Origin of the sequence: Actinoplanes sp. NPDC048988 (assembly GCF_043197815.1) — a bacterium.
Taxonomy (GTDB): Bacteria; Actinomycetota; Actinomycetes; order Mycobacteriales; family Micromonosporaceae; genus Actinoplanes.
In genome coordinates this window covers 228,416-247,230 of sequence record NZ_JBICTW010000016.1, presented here as the reverse complement: position 1 = coordinate 247,230, position 18,815 = coordinate 228,416, and the positions used below count along the sequence as shown (strand labels likewise).

Annotated in this window: 19 protein-coding genes; 5 read left to right on the top strand and 14 right to left on the bottom strand. The window is 72.2% G+C overall.

The window, feature by feature from the left end; translation table 11 throughout:
- Nucleotides 1–100 (top strand): integrase core domain-containing protein (locus ACGFJ7_RS36910; RefSeq protein WP_139338199.1); only part of this gene is annotated, 100 nt, incomplete at its 5' end.
- A 128-nt stretch (nt 101–228) separates the two neighbouring features.
- Here ACGFJ7_RS36910 and ACGFJ7_RS36905 read toward each other — a convergent pair.
- From ACGFJ7_RS36905 to ACGFJ7_RS36880, 6 genes are all read right to left on the bottom strand, one after another.
- The gene (locus tag ACGFJ7_RS36905; protein ID WP_392646561.1) at nt 229–1,347 is read right to left on the bottom strand and encodes a pectinesterase family protein; all 1,119 of its coding nucleotides are present in this window, start codon (nt 1,345–1,347) and stop codon (nt 229–231) included.
- A 284-nt stretch (nt 1,348–1,631) separates the two neighbouring features.
- The gene (locus ACGFJ7_RS36900; RefSeq protein WP_360258628.1) at nt 1,632–2,165 is read right to left on the bottom strand and encodes a histidine phosphatase family protein; all 534 of its coding nucleotides are present in this window, start codon (nt 2,163–2,165) and stop codon (nt 1,632–1,634) included.
- Complete coding sequence (locus tag ACGFJ7_RS36895) at nt 2,155–2,844, bottom strand: DUF6807 family protein (protein ID WP_360258625.1); 690 nt, start codon at nt 2,842–2,844, stop codon at nt 2,155–2,157. Before ACGFJ7_RS36895 ends, ACGFJ7_RS36900 begins: the two co-directional genes overlap by 11 nt.
- The gene (locus ACGFJ7_RS36890) at nt 2,841–3,638 is read right to left on the bottom strand and encodes a sugar phosphate isomerase/epimerase family protein (protein ID WP_392646558.1); all 798 of its coding nucleotides are present in this window, start codon (nt 3,636–3,638) and stop codon (nt 2,841–2,843) included. Before ACGFJ7_RS36890 ends, ACGFJ7_RS36895 begins: the two co-directional genes overlap by 4 nt.
- Complete coding sequence (locus tag ACGFJ7_RS36885; RefSeq protein WP_360258619.1) at nt 3,635–4,723, bottom strand: DUF993 family protein; 1,089 nt, start codon at nt 4,721–4,723, stop codon at nt 3,635–3,637. The genes ACGFJ7_RS36890 and ACGFJ7_RS36885 overlap by 4 nt, the downstream gene beginning before the upstream one ends.
- On the bottom strand, nt 4,720–5,871 hold the full coding sequence (locus ACGFJ7_RS36880; protein WP_360258616.1) for a Gfo/Idh/MocA family oxidoreductase: 1,152 nt from the start codon (nt 5,869–5,871) through the stop codon (nt 4,720–4,722). Before ACGFJ7_RS36880 ends, ACGFJ7_RS36885 begins: the two co-directional genes overlap by 4 nt.
- Nucleotides 5,872–6,020: 149 nt before the next feature.
- Here ACGFJ7_RS36880 and ACGFJ7_RS36875 point away from each other — a divergent pair, with 149 nt between their 5' ends.
- Nucleotides 6,021–7,028 (top strand): LacI family DNA-binding transcriptional regulator, encoded by a 1,008-nt coding sequence (locus tag ACGFJ7_RS36875; protein WP_392646556.1) that lies wholly within the window; start codon nt 6,021–6,023, stop codon nt 7,026–7,028.
- On the opposite strand, the gene ACGFJ7_RS36870 is transcribed toward ACGFJ7_RS36875, so the two are convergent.
- Genes ACGFJ7_RS36870 through ACGFJ7_RS36860 form a run of 3 tightly spaced genes read right to left on the bottom strand, consistent with a single transcriptional unit; the run spans nt 7,017 to nt 8,984 of the window.
- Entirely contained in the window at nt 7,017–7,517 is a 501-nt protein-coding gene (locus ACGFJ7_RS36870; protein WP_360258610.1) for a hypothetical protein, read from the bottom strand. The genes ACGFJ7_RS36875 and ACGFJ7_RS36870 overlap by 12 nt on opposite strands.
- Before the next feature lie 5 nt (nt 7,518–7,522).
- Nucleotides 7,523–8,431 (bottom strand): endonuclease/exonuclease/phosphatase family protein, encoded by a 909-nt coding sequence (locus ACGFJ7_RS36865; protein WP_392646554.1) that lies wholly within the window; start codon nt 8,429–8,431, stop codon nt 7,523–7,525.
- Nucleotides 8,432–8,444: 13 nt separating this feature from the next.
- Nucleotides 8,445–8,984 (bottom strand): hypothetical protein, encoded by a 540-nt coding sequence (locus tag ACGFJ7_RS36860; RefSeq protein ID WP_392646552.1) that lies wholly within the window; start codon nt 8,982–8,984, stop codon nt 8,445–8,447.
- A 65-nt stretch (nt 8,985–9,049) separates the two neighbouring features.
- Between ACGFJ7_RS36860 and ACGFJ7_RS36855 the strand changes: the two genes are divergently transcribed.
- Both ACGFJ7_RS36855 and ACGFJ7_RS36850 read left to right on the top strand, forming a co-directional pair.
- Nucleotides 9,050–10,930, top strand: coding sequence for a S41 family peptidase (locus tag ACGFJ7_RS36855; protein WP_392646550.1), 1,881 nt, complete (start codon nt 9,050–9,052; stop codon nt 10,928–10,930).
- 9 nt (nt 10,931–10,939) lie between these two features.
- Nucleotides 10,940–11,200: a hypothetical protein gene (locus ACGFJ7_RS36850; RefSeq protein ID WP_360258598.1), complete on the top strand. Its 261-nt coding sequence runs from the start codon at nt 10,940–10,942 to the stop codon at nt 11,198–11,200.
- On the opposite strand, the gene ACGFJ7_RS36845 is transcribed toward ACGFJ7_RS36850, so the two are convergent.
- The 5 genes from ACGFJ7_RS36845 to ACGFJ7_RS36825 are packed head-to-tail and all read right to left on the bottom strand — an operon-like array spanning nt 11,135 to nt 17,571.
- Entirely contained in the window at nt 11,135–12,217 is a 1,083-nt protein-coding gene (locus ACGFJ7_RS36845; protein ID WP_392646549.1) for a Gfo/Idh/MocA family protein, read from the bottom strand. The genes ACGFJ7_RS36850 and ACGFJ7_RS36845 overlap by 66 nt on opposite strands.
- The gene (locus ACGFJ7_RS36840) at nt 12,214–13,626 is read right to left on the bottom strand and encodes a mannitol dehydrogenase family protein (RefSeq protein WP_392646547.1); all 1,413 of its coding nucleotides are present in this window, start codon (nt 13,624–13,626) and stop codon (nt 12,214–12,216) included. Before ACGFJ7_RS36840 ends, ACGFJ7_RS36845 begins: the two co-directional genes overlap by 4 nt.
- A complete protein-coding gene (locus tag ACGFJ7_RS36835) occupies nt 13,617–14,882 on the bottom strand; it encodes an enolase C-terminal domain-like protein (RefSeq protein ID WP_360258589.1) in 1,266 nt (421 codons plus the stop codon). The genes ACGFJ7_RS36840 and ACGFJ7_RS36835 overlap by 10 nt, the downstream gene beginning before the upstream one ends.
- Complete coding sequence (uxaC, locus tag ACGFJ7_RS36830; protein ID WP_392646545.1) at nt 14,879–16,294, bottom strand: glucuronate isomerase; 1,416 nt, start codon at nt 16,292–16,294, stop codon at nt 14,879–14,881. The genes ACGFJ7_RS36835 and uxaC overlap by 4 nt, the downstream gene beginning before the upstream one ends.
- On the bottom strand, nt 16,291–17,571 hold the full coding sequence (locus ACGFJ7_RS36825) for a Gfo/Idh/MocA family protein (protein WP_392646543.1): 1,281 nt from the start codon (nt 17,569–17,571) through the stop codon (nt 16,291–16,293). The genes uxaC and ACGFJ7_RS36825 overlap by 4 nt, the downstream gene beginning before the upstream one ends.
- A gap of 207 nt (nt 17,572–17,778) precedes the next feature.
- Between ACGFJ7_RS36825 and ACGFJ7_RS36820 the strand changes: the two genes are divergently transcribed.
- Nucleotides 17,779–18,813 carry a LacI family DNA-binding transcriptional regulator gene (locus tag ACGFJ7_RS36820; protein WP_360258580.1) on the top strand — a complete coding sequence of 345 codons (1,035 nt, stop codon included), beginning with the start codon at nt 17,779–17,781 and terminating at the stop codon, nt 18,811–18,813.
- Nucleotides 18,814–18,815 lie beyond the last annotated feature (2 nt).

Sequence of the window (18,815 nt, the reverse complement as noted above, 5' to 3'; positions counted from 1 at the left end):
GGCCTTCCTGCATCACTACAATCACCACCGACCCCACTCAGCAATCGGTGGCCTACCACCCATCACCAGGTTGACCAACGTCCCTGGACAGCACAGCTAGGCCGGCGACGGCGGTGGGTCTGTGCATGGCAACTCCTGGCGGCGGTCGGCGCGTTGAGGTGCAGGAAAGCGCTTGCCTGCGACGCTCCCACGAGCGGTGATGGTCGTCAATGGGTTCAGTGACGCAGGTTATTTGCAGAGATCGGGGGCCCAGCCGTCCGCGCCGCGCAGGAAGGCGGCCGGCGTGTTCGCGGCGGCCTCGTCCCGGGTGAGCTGAGGACGGTCGGGGCCGGCGATCGCGCCCGGCCCGTAGTTGCGGAATTCGCCGAAACGGGCGTCGCGCCAGGGCCAGGTGCCGAAGTCGCTCCAGGCGGTGGCGCCGATGTGGGCGCCGAGGTACGACTCGCGGATGACGGTCTGGCCGATCGCCGCCGGGTCGTTGCTCGGATGCCACGGCCGCCCGAGGAAGACCGAACCGGCGGGCGCGTCCGAGGTGAACCGGGAACGGGTGAAGAGCAGCCCGTGCGGGTTCGTGATCGAGGTGCTGGGCGCGGTCACGTAGCCGGCCGGGGTCGAGGCGCGGTCGAGAGAGTGGATCCGGCAGCGCTCGAAGACCGCGGTGGCCCGCCCGAAGATGAAGTCGACGTCGCCCTCCACGGAGCAGTCCCGGAAGTAGGCCCGGGCGATGGTCGCCGCGCCGGCGCTGTTCACGTAGAGCGTGTCCTGGTTGCCGAGGAACCGCACCTCCCGGAACTCCACCCGATCGGCCCGGGTGAGCACCGCGACCGCCTGCCGGTTGGTGATCTCCGGGTGGGCCGCCTCGTCGAACAGGTTGGCGAACGTCAGATTCCGCGCCCGGAACCCGTCCCCGTCGACCGTCACCGAGGCGCTGCCGGTCGTCCCCCAGGTGCCCCCGTCCGGCCGCGGCGTCCCGTTGGCCCGATCGTCGGCGATCACCACGTCCTGCGGCCGCCGCCCCAGCCCGTACAGCCGAATCCCCGGCTTGCCGGCCGGAATCACCACCTGCCCGTGATAGATACCGGGCCGCACCCCGATGACGACCTCACCGCCGGGCGCCGCGTCCACGGCCGCCTGAACCGAGGCGAAGTCCCCGGACCCGTCGGCCGCCACGATGATGCGGCCCGCGGCCGCACCGCCCGACCCGGCCGCGACCGCGCCGCTCGACCCGGCCGCGACCGCGCCGGTCGACCCGGCCGCGACCGCACTGGTGGCTCCGGCCGCGACCGCGCCGGCCGAGCTGACCGTGATCGCGCCGGCCGAGAGCCGAAGAAACGTCCGTCTGCGCATGCCGCACCTTCCACATCGCCTGAGGTAAGGGCTTTCCTGACGGCACGCTAGGCAAGTCGATAGGCGAACGTCAATGAGTATCGCCATTCCTGCAAACGATCCGGCCAGCACCTCTGGATAGCCCCAGATGAGGGCCATGATCTGCAACAAGCGGCTCCGTGAGGCTCCGGGCGGCTCAGCTCCGGGTGATCCCGCCGAAACGCCGCCAGCCGATCGGGATCTCGGACGATCCGTCGGCCCGCCGCGATGACAGCCCCGAACGTGTGCTCGTCCGCGCGCGGAACCTAGCCGCTCAGGCGGTACTCCCAGCCTTCGCGCCAGGCGAAGTCGGTGGCGGCCAGCTCTTCCAGCGGGATGCCGTTGATCAGGTGGTCGAGGGACCAGCGGGTGGCGACGTGGCCGATGACGAGGATGCGGGTGTCGTTCCAGCGGGTCGGGACGTCGGACAGGAAACGGCCGTTGCGGTGGACCGCCTGACGCCAGCTCTCGCCGCCGGGGAACGGGACGTCCAGGTGGTCCCCTTTGTGGAGGGTGGCGGCTGGTGTGCCGTTCAGGGTGCCGTAGTCGCACTCTCGCAGGCGCCAGTCGTACAGGACGGGGATGGGGGAGTCGCCGAAGGCGATCTCGGCTGTCTCGGTGGCTCGGCGCAGGTCGGAAGTGAAGACGGCGGCTATGCCGTCGTCGCGGCGGCGGGCGCCCAACTCGGCCGCGAAGGTGCGGCCCTGTGCGGACAGGCGGCCGGGGAGCCAGCCCGTGGCGTAGCCCCGGTCGTTGTCCTCGCTCCAGGAGTGGGTCTCGAAGACGATCTCAGTGGACATCCTCTATGCGTACCCGAATGTCGCGGTGAATGGTCTCCCCGGCCGGGATGACGAGCGGGTCGGTGTAGGCCAGGGCCGCGCAGACGCCGATGTAGTCGTCGGTGCGCAGGAACCAGCGGTCGGCGTCGCGCAGGCCGGTGAACGTGAGGCGGTAGGAGTCGGTGGTCAGCGTCAGCGCCGGGTCGGCGCTGCCGTTCTCGGCCGACGCGACCGCCTGGCCGGGCGGGCAGCGCCAGAAGAACCCGCCGTATCCGGCGCCCCCGGTGCGGCCGTTCGTGGCTGGACTGCCCAGGGTGACCTCGTGGGGGGCCGTCAAGGCGTACGAGAAGGAAAGCTCCCAGCCGTCAGCCGAAGCGGTCGCGGCGATCCGCCGGCGCTCGGTCAGCAGCGTGCGGCCCTCGCCGTCCTCCCAGACCAGGTCCTCCGGGGTGAGGTGGCGGATGCGGCCGTGGTCCTCGCGCCAGACGTAGCCCTCGCCGTCGACGAAGGTGCGGCCGCCCCACAGGTTCCAGCCGTTCACGTCGGCCATGGTGAGGGAGGCGCCCAGGTGCCACGGGTGGTCGAACGGCAGCGCGTCGGTGACGACCGTTCCGGCCAGGGTGCGGACCGGGTGCAGGTACGGCCGGGGGCCGAGCCGGATGTCGAGGTCCGGCTCGGTGACGTAGTCGTACAGGTTCACGAGACGGCCGCCCGGTATCCCTCGTACGCCTCGGCCAGCACCTCGGCCCCCGGCCGTGACCACACGTCCTCGTGGAAGACCTCGACCTCGACCCAGCCGTCGTACCCGGCCTCGGACACCGCGCGGTGGAAGCGGCGCATGTCCACCGATCCGGTGCCGGGCAGGCCGCGGCCGAGCAGCACGCCCTCGGGCAGCGGGGTGATCCAGTCGGCGAGCTGGAAGGCGGCGATCCGCGGGCCGGCGTCGGCGATTCCCTGCCACACCTTGTCGTCCCACCACAGGTGGTACGTGTCGATGACGACGCCGACCGCCTCGACCGGATAGGGCGCGGCCAGTTGCAGCGCCTGGTCCAAAGTGGAGACCACGCAGCGGTCGGAACAGAACATCGGGTGCAGCGGCTCGATGGCCAGCCGCACACCGGCGTCGCGGGCGTCCGGCACGAGCGCGCCGATCGCGTCGCCGACGTGCCGCCGGGCGCCGTCGAGGTCGCGGCTGGTGCCGGGCAGGCCGCCGCTGACGAGCACGAGCGTGTCGGTGCCGAGCGCGGCCGCCTCGTCGATGGCGCGCCGGTTCTCGTCGTACCAGCCGGCCTCGTGGAAGAAGCCGCCGCGGCACAGCGACGACACGGTCAAACCGGCGTCCCGCACGAGCTCGGCGGTCTTTTCCAGGCCGTACGCGGCCACGTCCTCGCGCCAGAGCCCGACCGCGGCCACGCCGGCGGCCACACAACCGGCGACCAGATCCTCCAGGGGCCACCGCTTGGTGGTGGCCTGATTCAGCGAGAACCCTTTCATCGGCTCATCCCCACGGTCGTCAGCCAGGCGCCGGCGCGGTGCGTGGCGAGGTCGGCGTCGGGCAGGATGCCGGCCTCGTCGGCCAGCCGCATCAGCGCGAGCAGGTGCCGCGGTGAGCGCCCGGACTGCGCGCCGCCGACCATCGTGAAGTGGTCCTGGTGGCCGGCCAGCCAGTTGAGGAAGACGATGCCGGTCTTGTAGTGGTAGGTCGGCGCCGCGAACAGGTGCCGGGCCAGCGGCAGGGTCGGAGAGAGGATTTGCTCGTACGCGGTGACGTCCCCCTCGTCGAGCGCCCGGAACGCCGCCGCCGCGGGTGGGGCGATCACGGCCAGGACGCCCAGCAGGGCCTCGGAGTGGCCCTGGTCGTCGCCGAGGATGAGGGACGGGTAGTTGAAGTCGTCGCCGGTGTACATGCGGACACCCTCGGGAAGCCGGCGGCGGAGCTCGACCTCGTAATCCGCGTCCAGCAACGAGATTTTGATGCCCTCGATCCTCGCCGCATGCTCCTGGATGATGTCGAGAACGGTGTCGTCGCCACCCCAGTAGCCGGCCAGCAGCGGGTCGAAAGCCTCGCCCAGCCAATGAAGCAGGACCGGTCCGTCCGATTGGGACAGCAGCTCGCCGTAGACGCGGCGGTAGTCGTCGGCGTCCCGAGCGGCCGCGGCGAGGTGCCGGGAGCACATGATGACCGGGGTGGCGCCGGCCTGGCGGACGTCGCTCAGCTGTTCCAGGTACGCCTTCGTGATGTCGTCGATGGTGGCCGGCCCGGCCGGGAGCTGGTCGGTGCCCACGCCGGCGACGATGGGGCCGGTGGCCTCGGCGGCGCTCCGCCTGATCAGCTCGCGGGTGGCCGCGTAATCGAGACCGGCTCCTCGCTGCGCGGTGTCCATGGCTTCGGCCACGCCGAAACCGTGATCCCACAAGTGATGCCGGAACCGAAGCGTGGTGTCCCAGTCAAGGTGGGCCGGCGCGCCCGGGATGTTCTCAGCGGTGGGATCCGCGGTCACCGGCGCGGCCGCATAGGCGATCCGAGATCGGAAGCCTCGTTTCTGCCGGAATTCCGCGCCGCGCCCGCTGAAGATCATCGGTCGAGCTCCGGGATCTCGAGGCGCCGGCCCTCACGCGAGGACCGAAGGCCCAGCTCAGCCACCTGCACACCGCGCGCGCCCGCCCACAGGTCGCCGGTGTAGGGGGCGTCCTCGGCGACGTACAACAGGAACTGCTCCCATTGAGCGCGGAACCCGTTGGCGAAAACCTCGTTGTCGGGCACCTGCTGCCACTGGTCGCGGAAGCGTTGCGCCGTCGGCACATCGGGGTCCCAGACCGGCTTCGGGGTGGCCGCGCGCGGCTGGACGCGGCAGTGGTGCAGGCCGGCCACCGCGCTGCCGTGCGTGCCGTCGACCTGGAACTCCACCAGCTCGTCGCGGTTGACCCGGACCGCCCAGGAGCTGTTGATCTGAGCCACGACGCCGCCGTCGAGCTCGAACAGCCCGTACACCGCGTCGTCGGCCGTCGCGTCGTACGCCGCGCCGTTCTCGTCCCACCGGCGGTCGATGTGGGTCACCGAGCGGGCGGTCACCGCCCGTACCGGCCCGAAGATCTGCTCGAGCACGTAGTGCCAATGCGGGAACATGTCGAGCGTGATGCCGCCGCCGTCGGCCGACCGGTAGTTCCAGGACGGCCGCTGCGCGGACTGCCAGTCGCCCTCGAAGACCCAATAACCGAATTCCCCGCGTACGGAGAGGACGCGCCCGAAGAAACCCCCCTGCACCAGCCGCGCGAGCTTGCGCAGGCCCGGCAGGAAGAGCTTGTCCTGCACCACGCCGTGCTTGACCCCGGCCGCGTCGGCGAACCGGGCCAGCTCGACCGCCTCCTCGAGGCTTTCCGCCACCGGCTTCTCGGTGTAGACGTGCTTGCCGGCCTCGATGGCCTGCCGCAGCGCCTTCACCCGGGCGCTGGTGACCTGGGCGTCGAAGTAGACGTGGACGTCGGGCCGGGCGAGCGCGCCCGGCACGTCGGTCGTCCACTGTGTGAGACCGTGCCGGTCGGCCAGCGCGCGGAGCTTGGCCTCGCTGCGCCCGGCGAGGATCGGCTCGGGCCAGAGCACGGTGCCGTCGCGCAGCGGCAGACCCCCGTCCTCGCGGATCGCGAGGATCGAGCGGATCAGGTGCTGCCGCAGGCCCATCCGGCCGGTGACGCCGTTCATGACGATGCCGATGGTGGTTCGATCCATGCTGGTTGCCTCCGGGGCCTTGAAAAGTCCTGAGGTAAGCGCTTTCCTGAGACCGTACTCGGCGTGCTGCCGACCGGGCAAGAGCGCGGGCGGTATCCTCCGGGCAACTGTCGGTGCCGTCGTGGTCTGTCGTCGTCCTGAGGAGGCTTATGGCAACCCTGGCCGATGTCGCGCGCCACGCCGGAGTGTCGACCGCGACGGCGTCCCGCATCATCAACGGCAGCCCGAAACCGGTCACCGAACAGCTGCGGGCCCGGGTGCTGGCCGCGGTGGCCGAGCTGCGCTACGTGCCCAACGCGCACGCCCAGATGCTGGCCCGCTCGAACCGCAACGCCGTCGGCGTCATCGTCCACGACGTCTCCGACCCCTACTTCGCCGAGATCACCCGCGGTCTGCAACGGGTGGCGACGGCGAACGGCCGCCTGGTCATCATCTGCAACAGCTTCCGCGACCCCGGCCGCGAGATGGAGTACATCGACCTGCTCCACGCCCACCAGGTCGCGGCCATCGTCATCGCCGGCTCGGGCTACCTGGACAGCGCGGCCGCCTCCGAGCTGGACGACCGCATGCGCGCCTTCGAGGCCACCGGCGGCCGGATAGCCGTGATCGGCCGCCACCAGCACCCCGGCGACGCGGTCCTGCCCGCCAACGAGGAGGGTGGCTACCTGGCCGGCAAGCACCTGTGCGAACTGGGCCACACCACGATCGCCGCCATCGCCGGCCCGCCGTCCCTGACCACGACGGTCGACCGCCTGGCCGGCCTGCACCGGGCCGCCACCGAACACGGCGCCACCGTCCACGTGACCCACTCCGACTTCACCCGCGACGGCGGCGAGGCCATCACCGGAAAGCTGCTGGCCGACGACCCGTCCCTGACGGCGATCGCCGCCCTGAACGACTCGATGGCCGTCGGCGCCCTGGCCGCCATGCGCACGGCCGGCCGCCACATCAGCGTCGTCGGCTTCGACGACATGCCCATCGCCCGCGACGTGACCCCGGCCCTGACCTCGGTCCGCCTGCCGTTGACCGAGCTGGGCGAGCGGGCGATGACGCTGGCCCTCGACCCGGCCGCCGGCGACGCCCCCCGCGTCGAACACGTCCCGGCCGAGCTGATCCTGCGCGACAGCACCTGGCCCCGCGACCAGCTACCCCGATGATCCGGCGCACGGGCCGGCGAAGAAGGAGACGGTCGCTCGGACCGGCGGCTCGCCCCGCTCCTCGACGGTGACGGGAACGCACGTGCGCTCGGGGGCGTGGAAGCCGCCGAAGTACACGGTGTCGAAGTCGTCGCAGGCCTGGAACGTGATCGACGACGCTGGGCTGTACCCGGCGCGCTGACCGTAGGTGAGGCGGGCCGGGCCGGCGATCGACACTGTGACGGTGGTGGCCGCCTTGACCACGATGCCGACTTTGTAGTGGCCGGGTTGACCGCCGGCGAAGTCGTCCGGGTCGGCGGCCGCCCAGCTCCTCAGCCCCGGCCAGGTGACCGGGCCGACGGTCAGGTCGTTCTGGGCCGGGGCGGCGGTGGCCCGGCCGTGGGCCTCCTCGTCGACGCAGGTGATCAGGCGCGGCTGCTCCTCGGGCCGGCCGGGCGAGCAGGCGGCCAGGCCGAGGAGAAGCGGGGCGGCCCACCGGATCGAGCGCATGGGCGCTATCCCCGTATCCGGGCGAGGATCGGCAAGTGGTCGCTTCCGGTCTTCGGCAGCGTGCGAAGGCCGGTCACCCTCAGGTCGCGGGCCAGGATCTGGTCGATGCGGGCGATCGGGAAGCGGGCGGGAAAGCTGAAGGCGAAGTCGCGGGACGTCGTCACGTGGTCCAGGACAGGGGCGAGGCCGCGGTCCTGGACCGTGCTGTTGAGGTCGCCCAGGACGATGACGCGCGGCAGCGGTTCGGATTCCAGCAAGGAGCCCAGTCTCGTGGCGCTCTCGTCCCGTGGGGCGGAGTCCAGGCCGGAGACGTCCATGCGGACCGACGGCAGGTGAGCCACGTAGACGGCGATCGGGCCCTGCGGGGTCTGGGCCACCGCCCGGAGGCCGCGGTTCCAATCGGGGCCGAAGCCGGCCGGGCGGATGTCGACCGGGGCGGCCTCGGTCAGCGGGTACCGGGACCACAGGCCCACCGTGCCCTGGACGCTGTGGTGGGGATAGGCGGGCGCCAGCGTCGTCTCGTACTCGGTGACCGCCGGGAACGTCACCTCCTCCAGGGCGATGAGGTCCGGTTCGGCGGCCATCAGGGCGCGGGCGGTGCCGGCCGGGTCGATGTTCTCGTCGCTGGCGTTGTGCTGGACGGCGATCAGGCCGGCCGAGTCGTCGCGGGTGGGCACCAGACAGGCGCCGAACACCGCGAACCAGGCGATCAGGGGCAGCAGGACGGCCGGCAGCGCGATCCGCGGGCGCCGCCACCACGCCAGGGCGGCCAGCACGGGGACGGCCAGGCCCAGCCACGGGAGGAAGGTCTCCAGCAGGCTGCCCAGTCGCAGGCCGAAGCCGGGCACCCAGCGGTGCCGGGCCAGTACGGCGGCCAGCAGCACGGACATCGCGATGATCAAGTAACCCCGCACCGCACGAATGCTCTCAGGGCCGCGCAAGCGGGATGACGCGGTCGGCCGGGGCCGCCGGGCGCGGCCGGAGGTGCAGAGCGCCGTCGGCCCACTCGGCGCGCGGGTCGGTCCAGTGCTCGTCCGGGGCGGGGTCGAAGACGTGTTCGATCGCGCGGTCCGCGTCGTAGACGACCAGCGAGTTGATCGTGGTGACCAGGTAACCCATCGTGTAGTCCTGGGCCGGGTGGTCGTCCGGCCCGTCGGCCTGCGCGACGTAGAAACGGTTGCCGAGCCACCACCCGCACGGATCCATGGTGTGGTCCTGGCCGACCGGCGTCCCGTCGATCCAGAGGCGCCCCTCGGAGAAGACGGACCGGTGGCGGTTGTCGGCGGTGAAGCGGATCCACCGGCCGCGGCCGTCGGTGAAGGTGTCGCAGCCACCCGGCACCGGGCCCTCCCGGCCGCCCTCGCCGGCCGGATCCCGCAGGCAGATCTCGGGGGCGCGGCAGGAACGGTCGAGGCGGCGGGTGCACCCCAGGCCGGCGGCGACGCACGCGTGGCGATCGGACAGCACGTCAGCCCCCCAGGGTCGTTGATCGGACAGGATCCTAGCGGCCGTAACGGCCCTACGCTGGGGCGATGACGCAGGCGGACAGCGCTCTCCCCGCGACCGTGTCGCTTCCGGACTTCCTCGCGGGCAACGAGATCGGGAAACTCACGCTCGACGAGCGGCGGCTCATCGTGCGGCAGGCCCTGCTGATCCTCGAGAGCAACTACGCGCTGCTGGGGTTCAAGGTGGCCCGCTACGGCATCAACCCGTTGCAGCGGCTCCGGCTCCTCGACCAGCGCCTGGCCCGGCAGGAGGACGACCCGGGCCGCGAGTGGCGGCTGCACGAGGAGCTCGTCGCCATCTTCAACTCGCTGCGTGACCTGCACACCCGGTACACGCTGCCGGAGCCGTTCAACGGCGCCGGCGCGTACCTGCCCTTCCTGCTCAAGGAGTTCGTCGAGGACGGCCGCCACCGTTACCTGGTCGGGCGGTCGACGGCGGAGCTCGGCGACGGGCCGTTCGGTTTCGGGGCCGAGGTGACCCATTGGAACGGCGTGCCGATCCACCGCGCCGTCGAACGGTTCGCCGAGTGTCTGCCGGGCGCCAACCCGGAGGCCCGGCACGCCCGCGCGGTCAGCATGTTCACCGTGCGCTCGCTCGCTTTCGGGCCCCCGCCCGACGAGGACTGGGTCATCATCCGGTACGTGGACCGGGACGGGCAGGAGCGGGAGACCCGTCAGGTGTGGAGCGTGGTGCCGATCGCCACCACCGCCGAGGGGCCGGCCGCCGAGGTCGGCACCCCGCTCGGCGTCGACGCCGAGGGCGCCCAGCTGGCCTGGCTGCGCGCCGCCCTGTTCGCGCCGGAGGCGCTGGCCGGCGACTCGGCCGGCCCGGGCATCCCCTCCGAGGCGCCGACCGTCTTCGAGGCGCGCCGGGTGCCGGTGGGCGACCGCGTCGTCGGGCACCTGCGGATCCGCACGTTCCTGCCGACCGGCAGCGGCGTGCTCGGCTTCGTCCGCGAGTTCATCCGCCTGCTCGGCCTGCTGCCCCCCGACGGCCTGGTGCTCGACATCCGCGGCAACGGCGGCGGCGCCGTGCTCGCCTCCGAGATGTGCCTGCAGGCGCTGGTCGCCCGCCCGGTCGAGCCGGAGCCGGCCCAGTTCGCGGCCACCCCGCTCAACCTGCGGATCGCCCGGCGGAACGACCAGTTGGAGCCCTGGCGCAAGTCGCTCGATCAGGCGATCGACTCGGGCGCCCTCTACTCGGCCGGCATCCCGCTCACCGGGCGCGACATGCTGGAGGTCGTCCCGCAGTCCTACTTCGGGCCGATCGTCCTGCTCACCGACGCCCGCTGCTACTCGGCGGCCGACATCTTCGCGGCCGGCTTCCAGGACAACGGCATCGGCCTGGTCCTGGGCGTCGACAACAACACCGGCGCCGGCGGCGGCAACATCTGGCAGCTGGGTGACCTGCTGGCCCGGCTGCCCGACGGAGATTCGCCGTACAAGCCGCTCCCGCACGGCGCCGGCCTGTCGCTGGTGATCCGCCGGGTGCTGCGGGTCGGCCCGAACGCCGGCACCCCGCTCGAGGACTACGGCGTCGTGCCCCGCACGCTGCACCGTCCGACCCGGCGCGACGTGCTCGAGGACGACGCCGACCTGTTCGCCGAGGCGCTCAAGCTGCTCGACGAGCTGCCCCGGCGCCGCTTCGACGTCGAGCTGGCCGAGGTGGACGGCCGGCTGACCGCCTCGTTCGCGACCGCCGGGGTCGACCGGGCCGACGTCGTCGTGGACGGCCGCCCGCGCTGCACCACCGACCTGGGCGGCGGCGAGGGCCCCCTGGAGATCCCCGGAGCCACCGGCGGCCGGGAGGTCCGGATCCTCGGCTTCGACCGGGGTGAGCTGGTCGCCCTGCGCACCTTCGTCCGCAAGGCCCCGGGCCTGCGATTGCGGCGGACCCTGGGTGATTAACCTGATGCCGTGACCGACCTTGACGAAAGCACCGTGCAGCCCGACCTCATCGCCACCCACTACCTGACCGGCATCGACGACGTCACCGAGCATCTGCGCGCCGCGAACCAGCTGGGCCTGGGCGTCCGCGTGCGCAGCTACCTGGAGGCCGACGAGGAGGGCGAGGGCCTGGTCGAGCACTGGGAGGTCGAGCTGCTCACCGCCTCACCGGTGATCGAGGAGGAGCCGGCGCCGGTAGGGGCGGACGGCCCAGGGCAGTCCGAGCTCTGACGGCAGAGACAGGGTGGCGGCGGCCTTCACCAGCACCTCGTTGATGCCGAGGATGGTGCGGTGCGGGCCGTCGACGGCCACCGTGTCGCCGGCGAGCAGCCGGGGGAGCGGGGCGCCGGCCAGAGTTTCCAGCACCGCGGTGAAATCGGCGGTGACGGCCAACGGAACCAGCAGTGGGGTGCCGTCGGCGCGGTGGTCGAGCAGGTTGGTGAGCAGATCGGCCCGGCCGGGGACCTCGGTCAGGGTGGCCGCGCCGGGCCGGGCCAGGCGGTCGGTCGGATACTCCAGGAGGGCCCGGCCGCCGGCGCCCCGAGCCTCGATCTCGCCCGCGATGAAGTGCTCGCCGGCGAGTGTCACGGCCACCAGGAGCTGAAGGCCGCTGTCGAAGGTGACCCGGGCGAAAGCGGTGTCGTCCACCTCGATGTCCCGGGTGCGGTAGCGCTCGACGGCCAGCTGGCGGGGCCGCCCGGCGCCGGCCGCGGTGCCCGTGGCCAGGGCCTGCATGACGGCGTGGGCCAAGGGGTTGACCAGCGCGCCGTCGACGCCCCGGCGGCCCGCCCACGAGGCGCGGGCGTAGTAGGCGTCGTCGCGCTGCCACGACGCCACCGCCCCGATCCCCGTCAGCGGGGTGGGCAGAGCGTCGCGAAAACGGGACCACGCGGCCGAGCCCAGAGCCTGGAATCCGACCTGACAGACGCGGCCGGACGCCGTCAGAGCCGACGTGAGCGTCGCGTGGTCGGCCCGGGACAGCACCGGTGGTTTCTCCAGGAGCAGGTCGCAGCCGTACGAGAGGGCGTCCAGGGCGATCGGCAGGTGCGTCGGCGGCGGCGTGCAGATCACCACCACGTCGGGCCGGGTCGCCGACAGGAGCGTGCGGTGGTCGGTGAAGACCGGCGCCTCGGGCTCGGCGACGGGCTGGGGGTCGGCCATGCCCACGAACTGCACATGCGATGTGCCGGAGATGTTCCGGCGATGCCACGCCCCATGGCCGTTGGCGCCGATCAGAGCGACCTTCACCGCACACCGGCCAGGGTGTCCGCGACGCCGTGCTTCGTCAGTGCCGTGAGCCACGAGACGATCTCGGCGCGCAGGCCGGCGTCGTCGGCCAGGTCGGCGGCGAAGACGGTGTCCAGGCCGAGCAGCGCGTCCACCACACCCTCGGCAGAGGCGGGAGCGGCCGCGAGCCGGGCCCGGATCCGGTCGGCCAGCGGATCGTCCAGCGGCAGCGCGCGGCCGTCGTCGGCGGTGCCCTGCACGAAGCGCATCCAGGCCGCGACCACGAGCGCGCCCCAGCGCGGCATCGAACCGGCCTTGCGGCAGTCCTGGATGGTGTGCAGGACCCGCTGCGGGAGCTTCTGCGAGCCGTCGCCCGCCACCTGCAGGGTGCGGTAGGCGATGGCCGGATTCTCGAAGCGGGTCAACACCTCTTCCCCGTACGCCGAGGGGTCGACCCCGGGCGGCGGCGACAGGCACGGGGTGATGTCGTCGGCGATGAAGTGCCGCATCGCGGGGAGCATGCCGGGCATCTGGAGCGCGGCCGCGATGGTCTCGCGGCCGGCCAGCGCGCCCAGGTAGGCGATCGCCGAGTGCACCCCGTTGAGGGTACGGATCTTCAGGCGCTCCCACGGCTGCGCGTCGTCGGTGAGGACGGCCCCGGCGAGATCCCAGGCGGGACGCCCGGCCGGGAAGTCGTCCTCGATGACCCACTGGCGATACGGCTCGCCGCTGACCGCCGCGTCGTCCCGGACGCCCAGGGCGCGCTCCGCGATCGCGTAGGTCTCGGCCGTGCTGGCCGGGACGATCCGGTCGACCATGGTCCCCGGGAAGGTCACGCTGGACGCCACCCACTCGGCGGTCCCGGTCGCCGCGGCCAGGTGGTGCACGAGCCCGCGCAACCGGTGGCCGTTGGACGGCAGGTTGTCGCAGCTGACCAACGCGATCGGCCCGGCGTCGGCCCGCCGCCGGGCGGCCAGGCCGCGGATGAGCAGGCCGGGCACGGTCCGCGGCGCGCGGTCGGTCTCGAGGTCGGCCCGCAGGTCGTCGTCGAGCAGCAGCCGCCCGGTGGCCGGGTCGAGCTTGTAGCCCTTCTCGGTGACGGTCAGCGTGACGACCCGGATCGCCGGGTCGGCCAGCAGCGCCACCACGGCGGCCGGGTCGGCGCGGGCCGGCAGCGCGCCGGCCAGCGCGCTGATCACCCGGGTGCTGGTGCCGGACGGGCCGAGCGTGGTGACGCTGTAGCGGAAGTCCTGGGCGCGCAGCGCGTCGACGACGGCGCGCGAGCGCGGGGCGACCCCGACGATGCCCCAGTCGCCGCCGGCCGCGGCCATCGCGTCCTCGGTGTAGACGGCCTGGTGGGCCCGGAAGAAGGCGCCGAGTCCGAGGTGCACGACGCCCGGCGCGGGCAGCGACGTTCGGGTCAGTTCCATGCCGGCCCCTCGGGGAAGGAGAACTCGGCGATCGACTCGGGCTTCAGGTCGGAGCTGTAGCCGGGTTTCTCCGGTACGAGATAACGGCCGTTCCGGGTCCGTACGGGGTCGGTGAAGTGCTCGTGGAGATGGTCCACGTACTCGACCATGCGGCCGTCGAGGGACGTGCCCACCCGCAGGTAGTCGAAGATCGCCAGGTGCTGGACGAGCTCGCACAGGCCGACCCCGCCGGCGTGCGGGCAGACCGGAACCCCGAACTTGGCGGCGAGCAGCAGTTCGGCCAGCACCTCGGGGATGCCGGCGACCCGGCACGCGTCGATCTGCATGACGCCGATCGCCTCGGCCTGCAGCAGCTGCTTGAAGATGACCCGGTTGGCCGCCACCTCGCCGGTGGCGACCCGGACCGGCGTCACGGCGCGCTGGATGCGAGCGTGGCCGAGCACGTCGTCCGGGTGGGTCGGCTCCTCGATCCAGTACGGGTCGAACTCGGCCAGCCGGGCCATGTTGGCGATCGCCTCGTCGACGCCCCAGATCTGGTTGGCGTCCATCATGAGCAGCGCGTCCGGCCCGATCTCGGCGCGGATGATCCGGGCCCGGCGTACGTCGTCCTCGATCGGCCCGCCGACCTTCATCTTCATGGCCCGCCAGCCCTCGGCGTACGCGGTACGGGTCAGCTGCCGCACCTTGTCGTCCGGGTAGCCGAGCCAGCCGACGCTGGTGGTGTACGAGGGGAAGCCCTCCGAGCGCAGAAGGGCGAGCCGGTCGGCCAGGCCGTCGCGGCCCTTGTCGAGGATCGCGGCCGCCTCGCCCGGCGTGAGGGCGTCGTCGATGTGCCGGAAGTCGACGCAGGCGACCAGATCGGCCGTGGGCATCTCGGCCAGCAGCTGCCACATCGGCTTGCCCTCGGTCTTGGCCCGCAGGTCCCAGACCGCGTTGACCAGGGCGCCGGTCGCCATGTGCAGGGCGCCCTTCTCGGGCCCGATCCACCGCAGTTGCACGTCGGCGGTGAGCGACCGCAGGAACTCGAGCGGATCGTTGCCCATGGCGAGGACGGCCGGGGCCAGAGCCCGTACACAAGCCGCGGTTATCTCGTTGCCCCGGCCGTTGGTGAAGGTGAATCCGGTGCCCGTGAAAGGTCCGTCGGTCACCAGCTCGACGTAGGTGGCGGAGTAGTCGCCCTTGTTGATCGAGTCGGAGCCGTCGCCGGCGGCCGCGGTGGGGAAGCGGACGTCGTGAACCCGTACGTCAGTGATCATGCGGTCCTGCCGATCTTGAAGATGCGCTTGGGGAGGTGGTACGCGAGGTCGGCCATCGTCGCGGCGGCCTCGTCGAGCGGCAGCCGGTCCTGCACGACCAGCGAGGCGAGGTAGGCGGCGTCGACCCGGCGGGCGATGTCGTGCCGGACCGGGATCGAGCAGAAGGCGCGCGTGTCGTCGACGAAGCCGGCCGTGTTGTAGAAGCCGGCCGAGTCGGTCACCGCCTCGCGGAAGCGCAGCATGGCGCCCGGCGTGTCGAGGAACCACCAGGGCGCGCCCAGGAACAGCGCCGGATAGCCGCCGGCCAGCGGGGCGAGTTCCCGGCTGAACGCCTGCTCGTCGAGCGTGTACAGGACCACCGTCAACTGCGGTTCCATGCCGTACGCGTCCAGGAGCGGCCGAAGTGCCTCCACATAGGACGTCGCCTGCGGGATGTCCCCGCCCACATCGGCCCCGTGGGCCGCGAACAGCCGCCGGTTGTGGTTGCGCACGGCGCCCGGGTGCAGCTGCAGGACCAGGCCGTCGTCGAGCGACATCCGCGCGAACTCCAGCAGCATGTGCCCGCGGAACGCCTCGGCGTCGGCCGCAGTCGCCTCGCCGTGCAGCGCCCGGTCGTACAGGGCGGCCGCCTCGGCGGGGGAGAGGGCGACCGTCCGCGCCGTCGGGTGCCCGTGGTCGGACGACGTCGCGCCGGCCCCGATGAACGCCTCCCGGCGCCGGCGCAGGGCCTGAAGATATCCGGCGTACGTGCCGGTGTCCTGGCCGGCCAGCTCGCCCATCCGGGCCACCGCCTCGGCCCAGTCGTCGCGCTCCAGGTCGACCACGTTGTCCGGCCGGAACGTGCTGATCACCCGGCCGCCCGGCCCGCCCCAGCCGTCGGCGGCCAGCTTGGCGTGCCGGCTCAGGTCGTCGGTGGGGAACTCGGTGGTGGCCAGCACCTCGATGCCGAACCGCTCGAACAGGGCCCGCGGCCGGAACGCCGGCTCGGCCAGGCGGGCGGCGATCTCGTCGTACACGTCGTCGGCCGTCTCCGGGCCGAGTCGTTTCTCCACGCCGAACACGGTGCTGAACGTCCGCTCCAGCCACAGCCGCGACGGCGTACCCCGGAAGAGATGCCAGTTCTCCGCCAGCAGCCGCCAGATGACCCGCCCGTCCGTCTCGACCGGCCCGCCGTCGCGGCGCGGCACGCCCAGCCGGTCCGGCGCGATGCCCTGGCTCAGCAGCATCCGCGTGACGTAGTGGTCGGGCACGATCAGCAGGCGCGCCGGGTCGGAAAAGGGCTCGTCGTCGGCCAGCAGGCCCGGGTCGACGTGCCCGTGCGGGCTGAGCAGCGGCAGGTCGCGCGCGGCCGCGTGCAGCTCGCGGGCGATGCCGGCCTGCGCCGGGTCGAGGGCGAATACGGGGTCGGTCACGCGGTAACTTCCTCTCCGAGCAGGCCGGCCACCGCGACCGGGGCCGACTCTTGCAGGCTGCGGTTGGCGGCCAGGCCGGTCAGCAGCGCCAGCGCGCCGTCCCGGGCGGTCGCCGAGCGGTTCATCGGGTCGGCGCGGCCGCCCAGCAGCACGCCGGTCATCCGGGCGTCGGCCCCGCCGTGCCCCTCGCGACTGCGCGGCTGGAGCTCCACCGCGTACGGCGGCGCCCAGAACGGCCGGATGGTCAACGTCACCGAGCCCGCCTCGGGGGAGGCGCCCTGCTTGACCTCGCCGGCCGCGGCCGGGCTGACGTGGTCGCTCTCGACCACCTCGAGCTCGAGCCGGCCCCGGCTGCCGTTGACCATCAGGCGGTATCCCTCCCAGGGCGCGTACGCCGTGAGGTGGTAGGTCATGGTGGCGCCGGTGTCGTAGCGGACCAGCACGGCCAGATCGTCCTCGATGGTGATGCCCGGGTCGAAGACGTTGCGGTCGCGCAGGTAGCCGTCGTCGCCCTCGGCGTCCAGGTAGAGCGCCTTGAGCTTGTCGTTGCCGGCCAGGTCGAGCGCGAACGGGTCGCCGGCCGCGCCGGGGCTGCCGGTCGACCGCTCGTACTCGCGGGCGTAGCCGTGGCGGCGGCCGTCCTCGCCGTAGAAAAAGAGCCGGCCCTGCGCGTAGACCTCCCGGGGCGTGGCGCCGAGCCACCAGTTGACCAGGTCGAAGTGATGGCCCGACTTGTGCACGAGCAGGCCGCCGGAGTTGGCCTTGTCGCGGTGCCAGCGACGGAAGTAGTCGGCGCCGTGCCGCACGTCGAGCAGCCACTCGAAGTGCACCGAGCCGATCTCGCCGATCTCGCCGCGGGCGAGCAGCGTGCGGACCATCTCGTGCACCGGGTTGAACCGGTAGTTGAAGGCGACCTGGACCTTTCGTCCCGTCCTTCTCACCGCGTCGAGGATCGTGGCGCAGCTCTCGGCGTCGACGGTCATCGGCTTCTCGGTGATGACGTCGCAGCCGGCCTCGAGGGCGGTCACGATGTGCCCGGCGTGGGTGCTGTCGACGCTGGTCACGATCAGCTCGTCGACGCGTTCCTTGGCGAGCATGGCGGCCAGGTCGGCGGCCTGATAGGTCGGTACGGGGTCATCGAGCCAGCCGTTGTGCGCGTCCATCCGCGACTGGTTGACGTCGGCCAGCGCGACGAGCTCGGCGTGGGGTTCCGCGGTGATCGCTCTGATGAACATCTCGGCGCGCGAGCCGGCGCCGACGACGGCGAAGCGTCTCATTCGGGAGTCCTCCCGGGCAGCAAAGGTTTGCAGGGAAGTTAGACAGATCGATCCCCGTGAGTCAACGATCCGCTGGCTTTTGTCCGCTTAAGAGCGCCTTCTCAGTATCCGTTCGTCACCTGCCTGCAACAGAACGGCATTGACATGTGTGCAACCGCTTGCATTAATGGGCGTCAACCCGTGACCGGGGACACATTGGAGGTGGGCATGTCAGTAACCATCCGCGACGTCGCGAAGGCGTCCGGCGTGCACATCTCGACGGTGTCGCGCACCTTCTCGGCGCCGCATCTGGTCAACCCGAACACGCGCAGCCGGGTGCTGGCCTGTGCCGAGCAGCTCGGCTACCGGCCCAACCGGGCGGCCCGGGCGCTGATCACCGGCCGGACCTACAACATCGGCCTGATCGTGGCCGACATCGCCAACCCGTTCTTCCCGCCGCTGATCAAGGCGGCCGAGAGCCAGGCCCGCAAACACGACCACCACATCTTCGTGGCCGACACCAACGAGGACCCGGCGCTCGAGGAAGAGGTCGTGCGCGCGCTGGCCAAGCAGGTCGACGGCGTGCTGCTGTGCAGCCCCCGGATGAGCAACACGCTGATCGAGCAGCTCAGCCGCGAGGTGCCGCTGGTCGTCGTCAACCGGCAGATCGCCGGCATCCCGGCCGTCGCGATGGACGTGGCCGGCGGCGCCCGCCGCGCCGTCGACCATCTCGCCGGGCTCGGCCACCGCCACCTCGCCCTGGTCAGCGGCCCCCGCGGCTCGTGGACCAGCCGCGAGATCCGCCGCTCGGCGACCGCCACCGCGCGCGCCGCGAACGCCGAGCTCACCATCATCGGACCGAACCCGCCGACCGAGGTCGGCGGCCTGACCGTGGCCGAGGACGTGCTGCGGGCCGGCGCCACAGCGGTGCTGGCCTACAACGACCTCATGGCCATCGGTCTCATCGAGGGTCTGCTGGCCGCCGGTGCCCACGTGCCCGGCGACGTCAGCGTCGTCGGCATCGACGACATCATGCTCAGCCGGCTCACCCGCCCGAAGCTGACCACGGTGGCGACTCCCACCGCCGCCGCCGGTCGGGCTGCCGTCGACATGCTGCTCGCGCATGGCGACGACCGCCGCACCACCGCTCACGTCCATCTGCAGACCGAACTGGTCATCCGCGACTCGACGGGGCCGGGCCCGGGTCCGCACAGCCCTGCGGACCCGGGCGACGTGATCGCCCCCGGAGGTGTCGCCTCCTAAAA

Excerpts from the sequence above, each read along its gene's own strand:
- ACGFJ7_RS36905 (WP_392646561.1), bottom strand. The coding sequence starts at position 1,347 with ATGCGCAGACGGACGTTTCTTCGGCTCTCGGCCGGCGCGATCACGGTC.
- ACGFJ7_RS36900 (WP_360258628.1), bottom strand. The coding sequence starts at position 2,165 with ATGTCCACTGAGATCGTCTTCGAGACCCACTCCTGGAGCGAGGACAAC.
- ACGFJ7_RS36890 (WP_392646558.1), bottom strand. The coding sequence starts at position 3,638 with ATGAAAGGGTTCTCGCTGAATCAGGCCACCACCAAGCGGTGGCCCCTG.
- ACGFJ7_RS36885 (WP_360258619.1), bottom strand. The coding sequence starts at position 4,723 with ATGATCTTCAGCGGGCGCGGCGCGGAATTCCGGCAGAAACGAGGCTTC.
- ACGFJ7_RS36880 (WP_360258616.1), bottom strand. The coding sequence starts at position 5,871 with ATGGATCGAACCACCATCGGCATCGTCATGAACGGCGTCACCGGCCGG.
- ACGFJ7_RS36875 (WP_392646556.1), top strand. The coding sequence starts at position 6,021 with ATGGCAACCCTGGCCGATGTCGCGCGCCACGCCGGAGTGTCGACCGCG.
- ACGFJ7_RS36870 (WP_360258610.1), bottom strand. The coding sequence starts at position 7,517 with ATGCGCTCGATCCGGTGGGCCGCCCCGCTTCTCCTCGGCCTGGCCGCC.
- ACGFJ7_RS36855 (WP_392646550.1), top strand. The coding sequence starts at position 9,050 with ATGACGCAGGCGGACAGCGCTCTCCCCGCGACCGTGTCGCTTCCGGAC.
- ACGFJ7_RS36840 (WP_392646547.1), bottom strand. The coding sequence starts at position 13,626 with ATGGAACTGACCCGAACGTCGCTGCCCGCGCCGGGCGTCGTGCACCTC.
- ACGFJ7_RS36835 (WP_360258589.1), bottom strand. The coding sequence starts at position 14,882 with ATGATCACTGACGTACGGGTTCACGACGTCCGCTTCCCCACCGCGGCC.
- ACGFJ7_RS36825 (WP_392646543.1), bottom strand. The coding sequence starts at position 17,571 with ATGAGACGCTTCGCCGTCGTCGGCGCCGGCTCGCGCGCCGAGATGTTC.
- ACGFJ7_RS36820 (WP_360258580.1), top strand. The coding sequence starts at position 17,779 with ATGTCAGTAACCATCCGCGACGTCGCGAAGGCGTCCGGCGTGCACATC.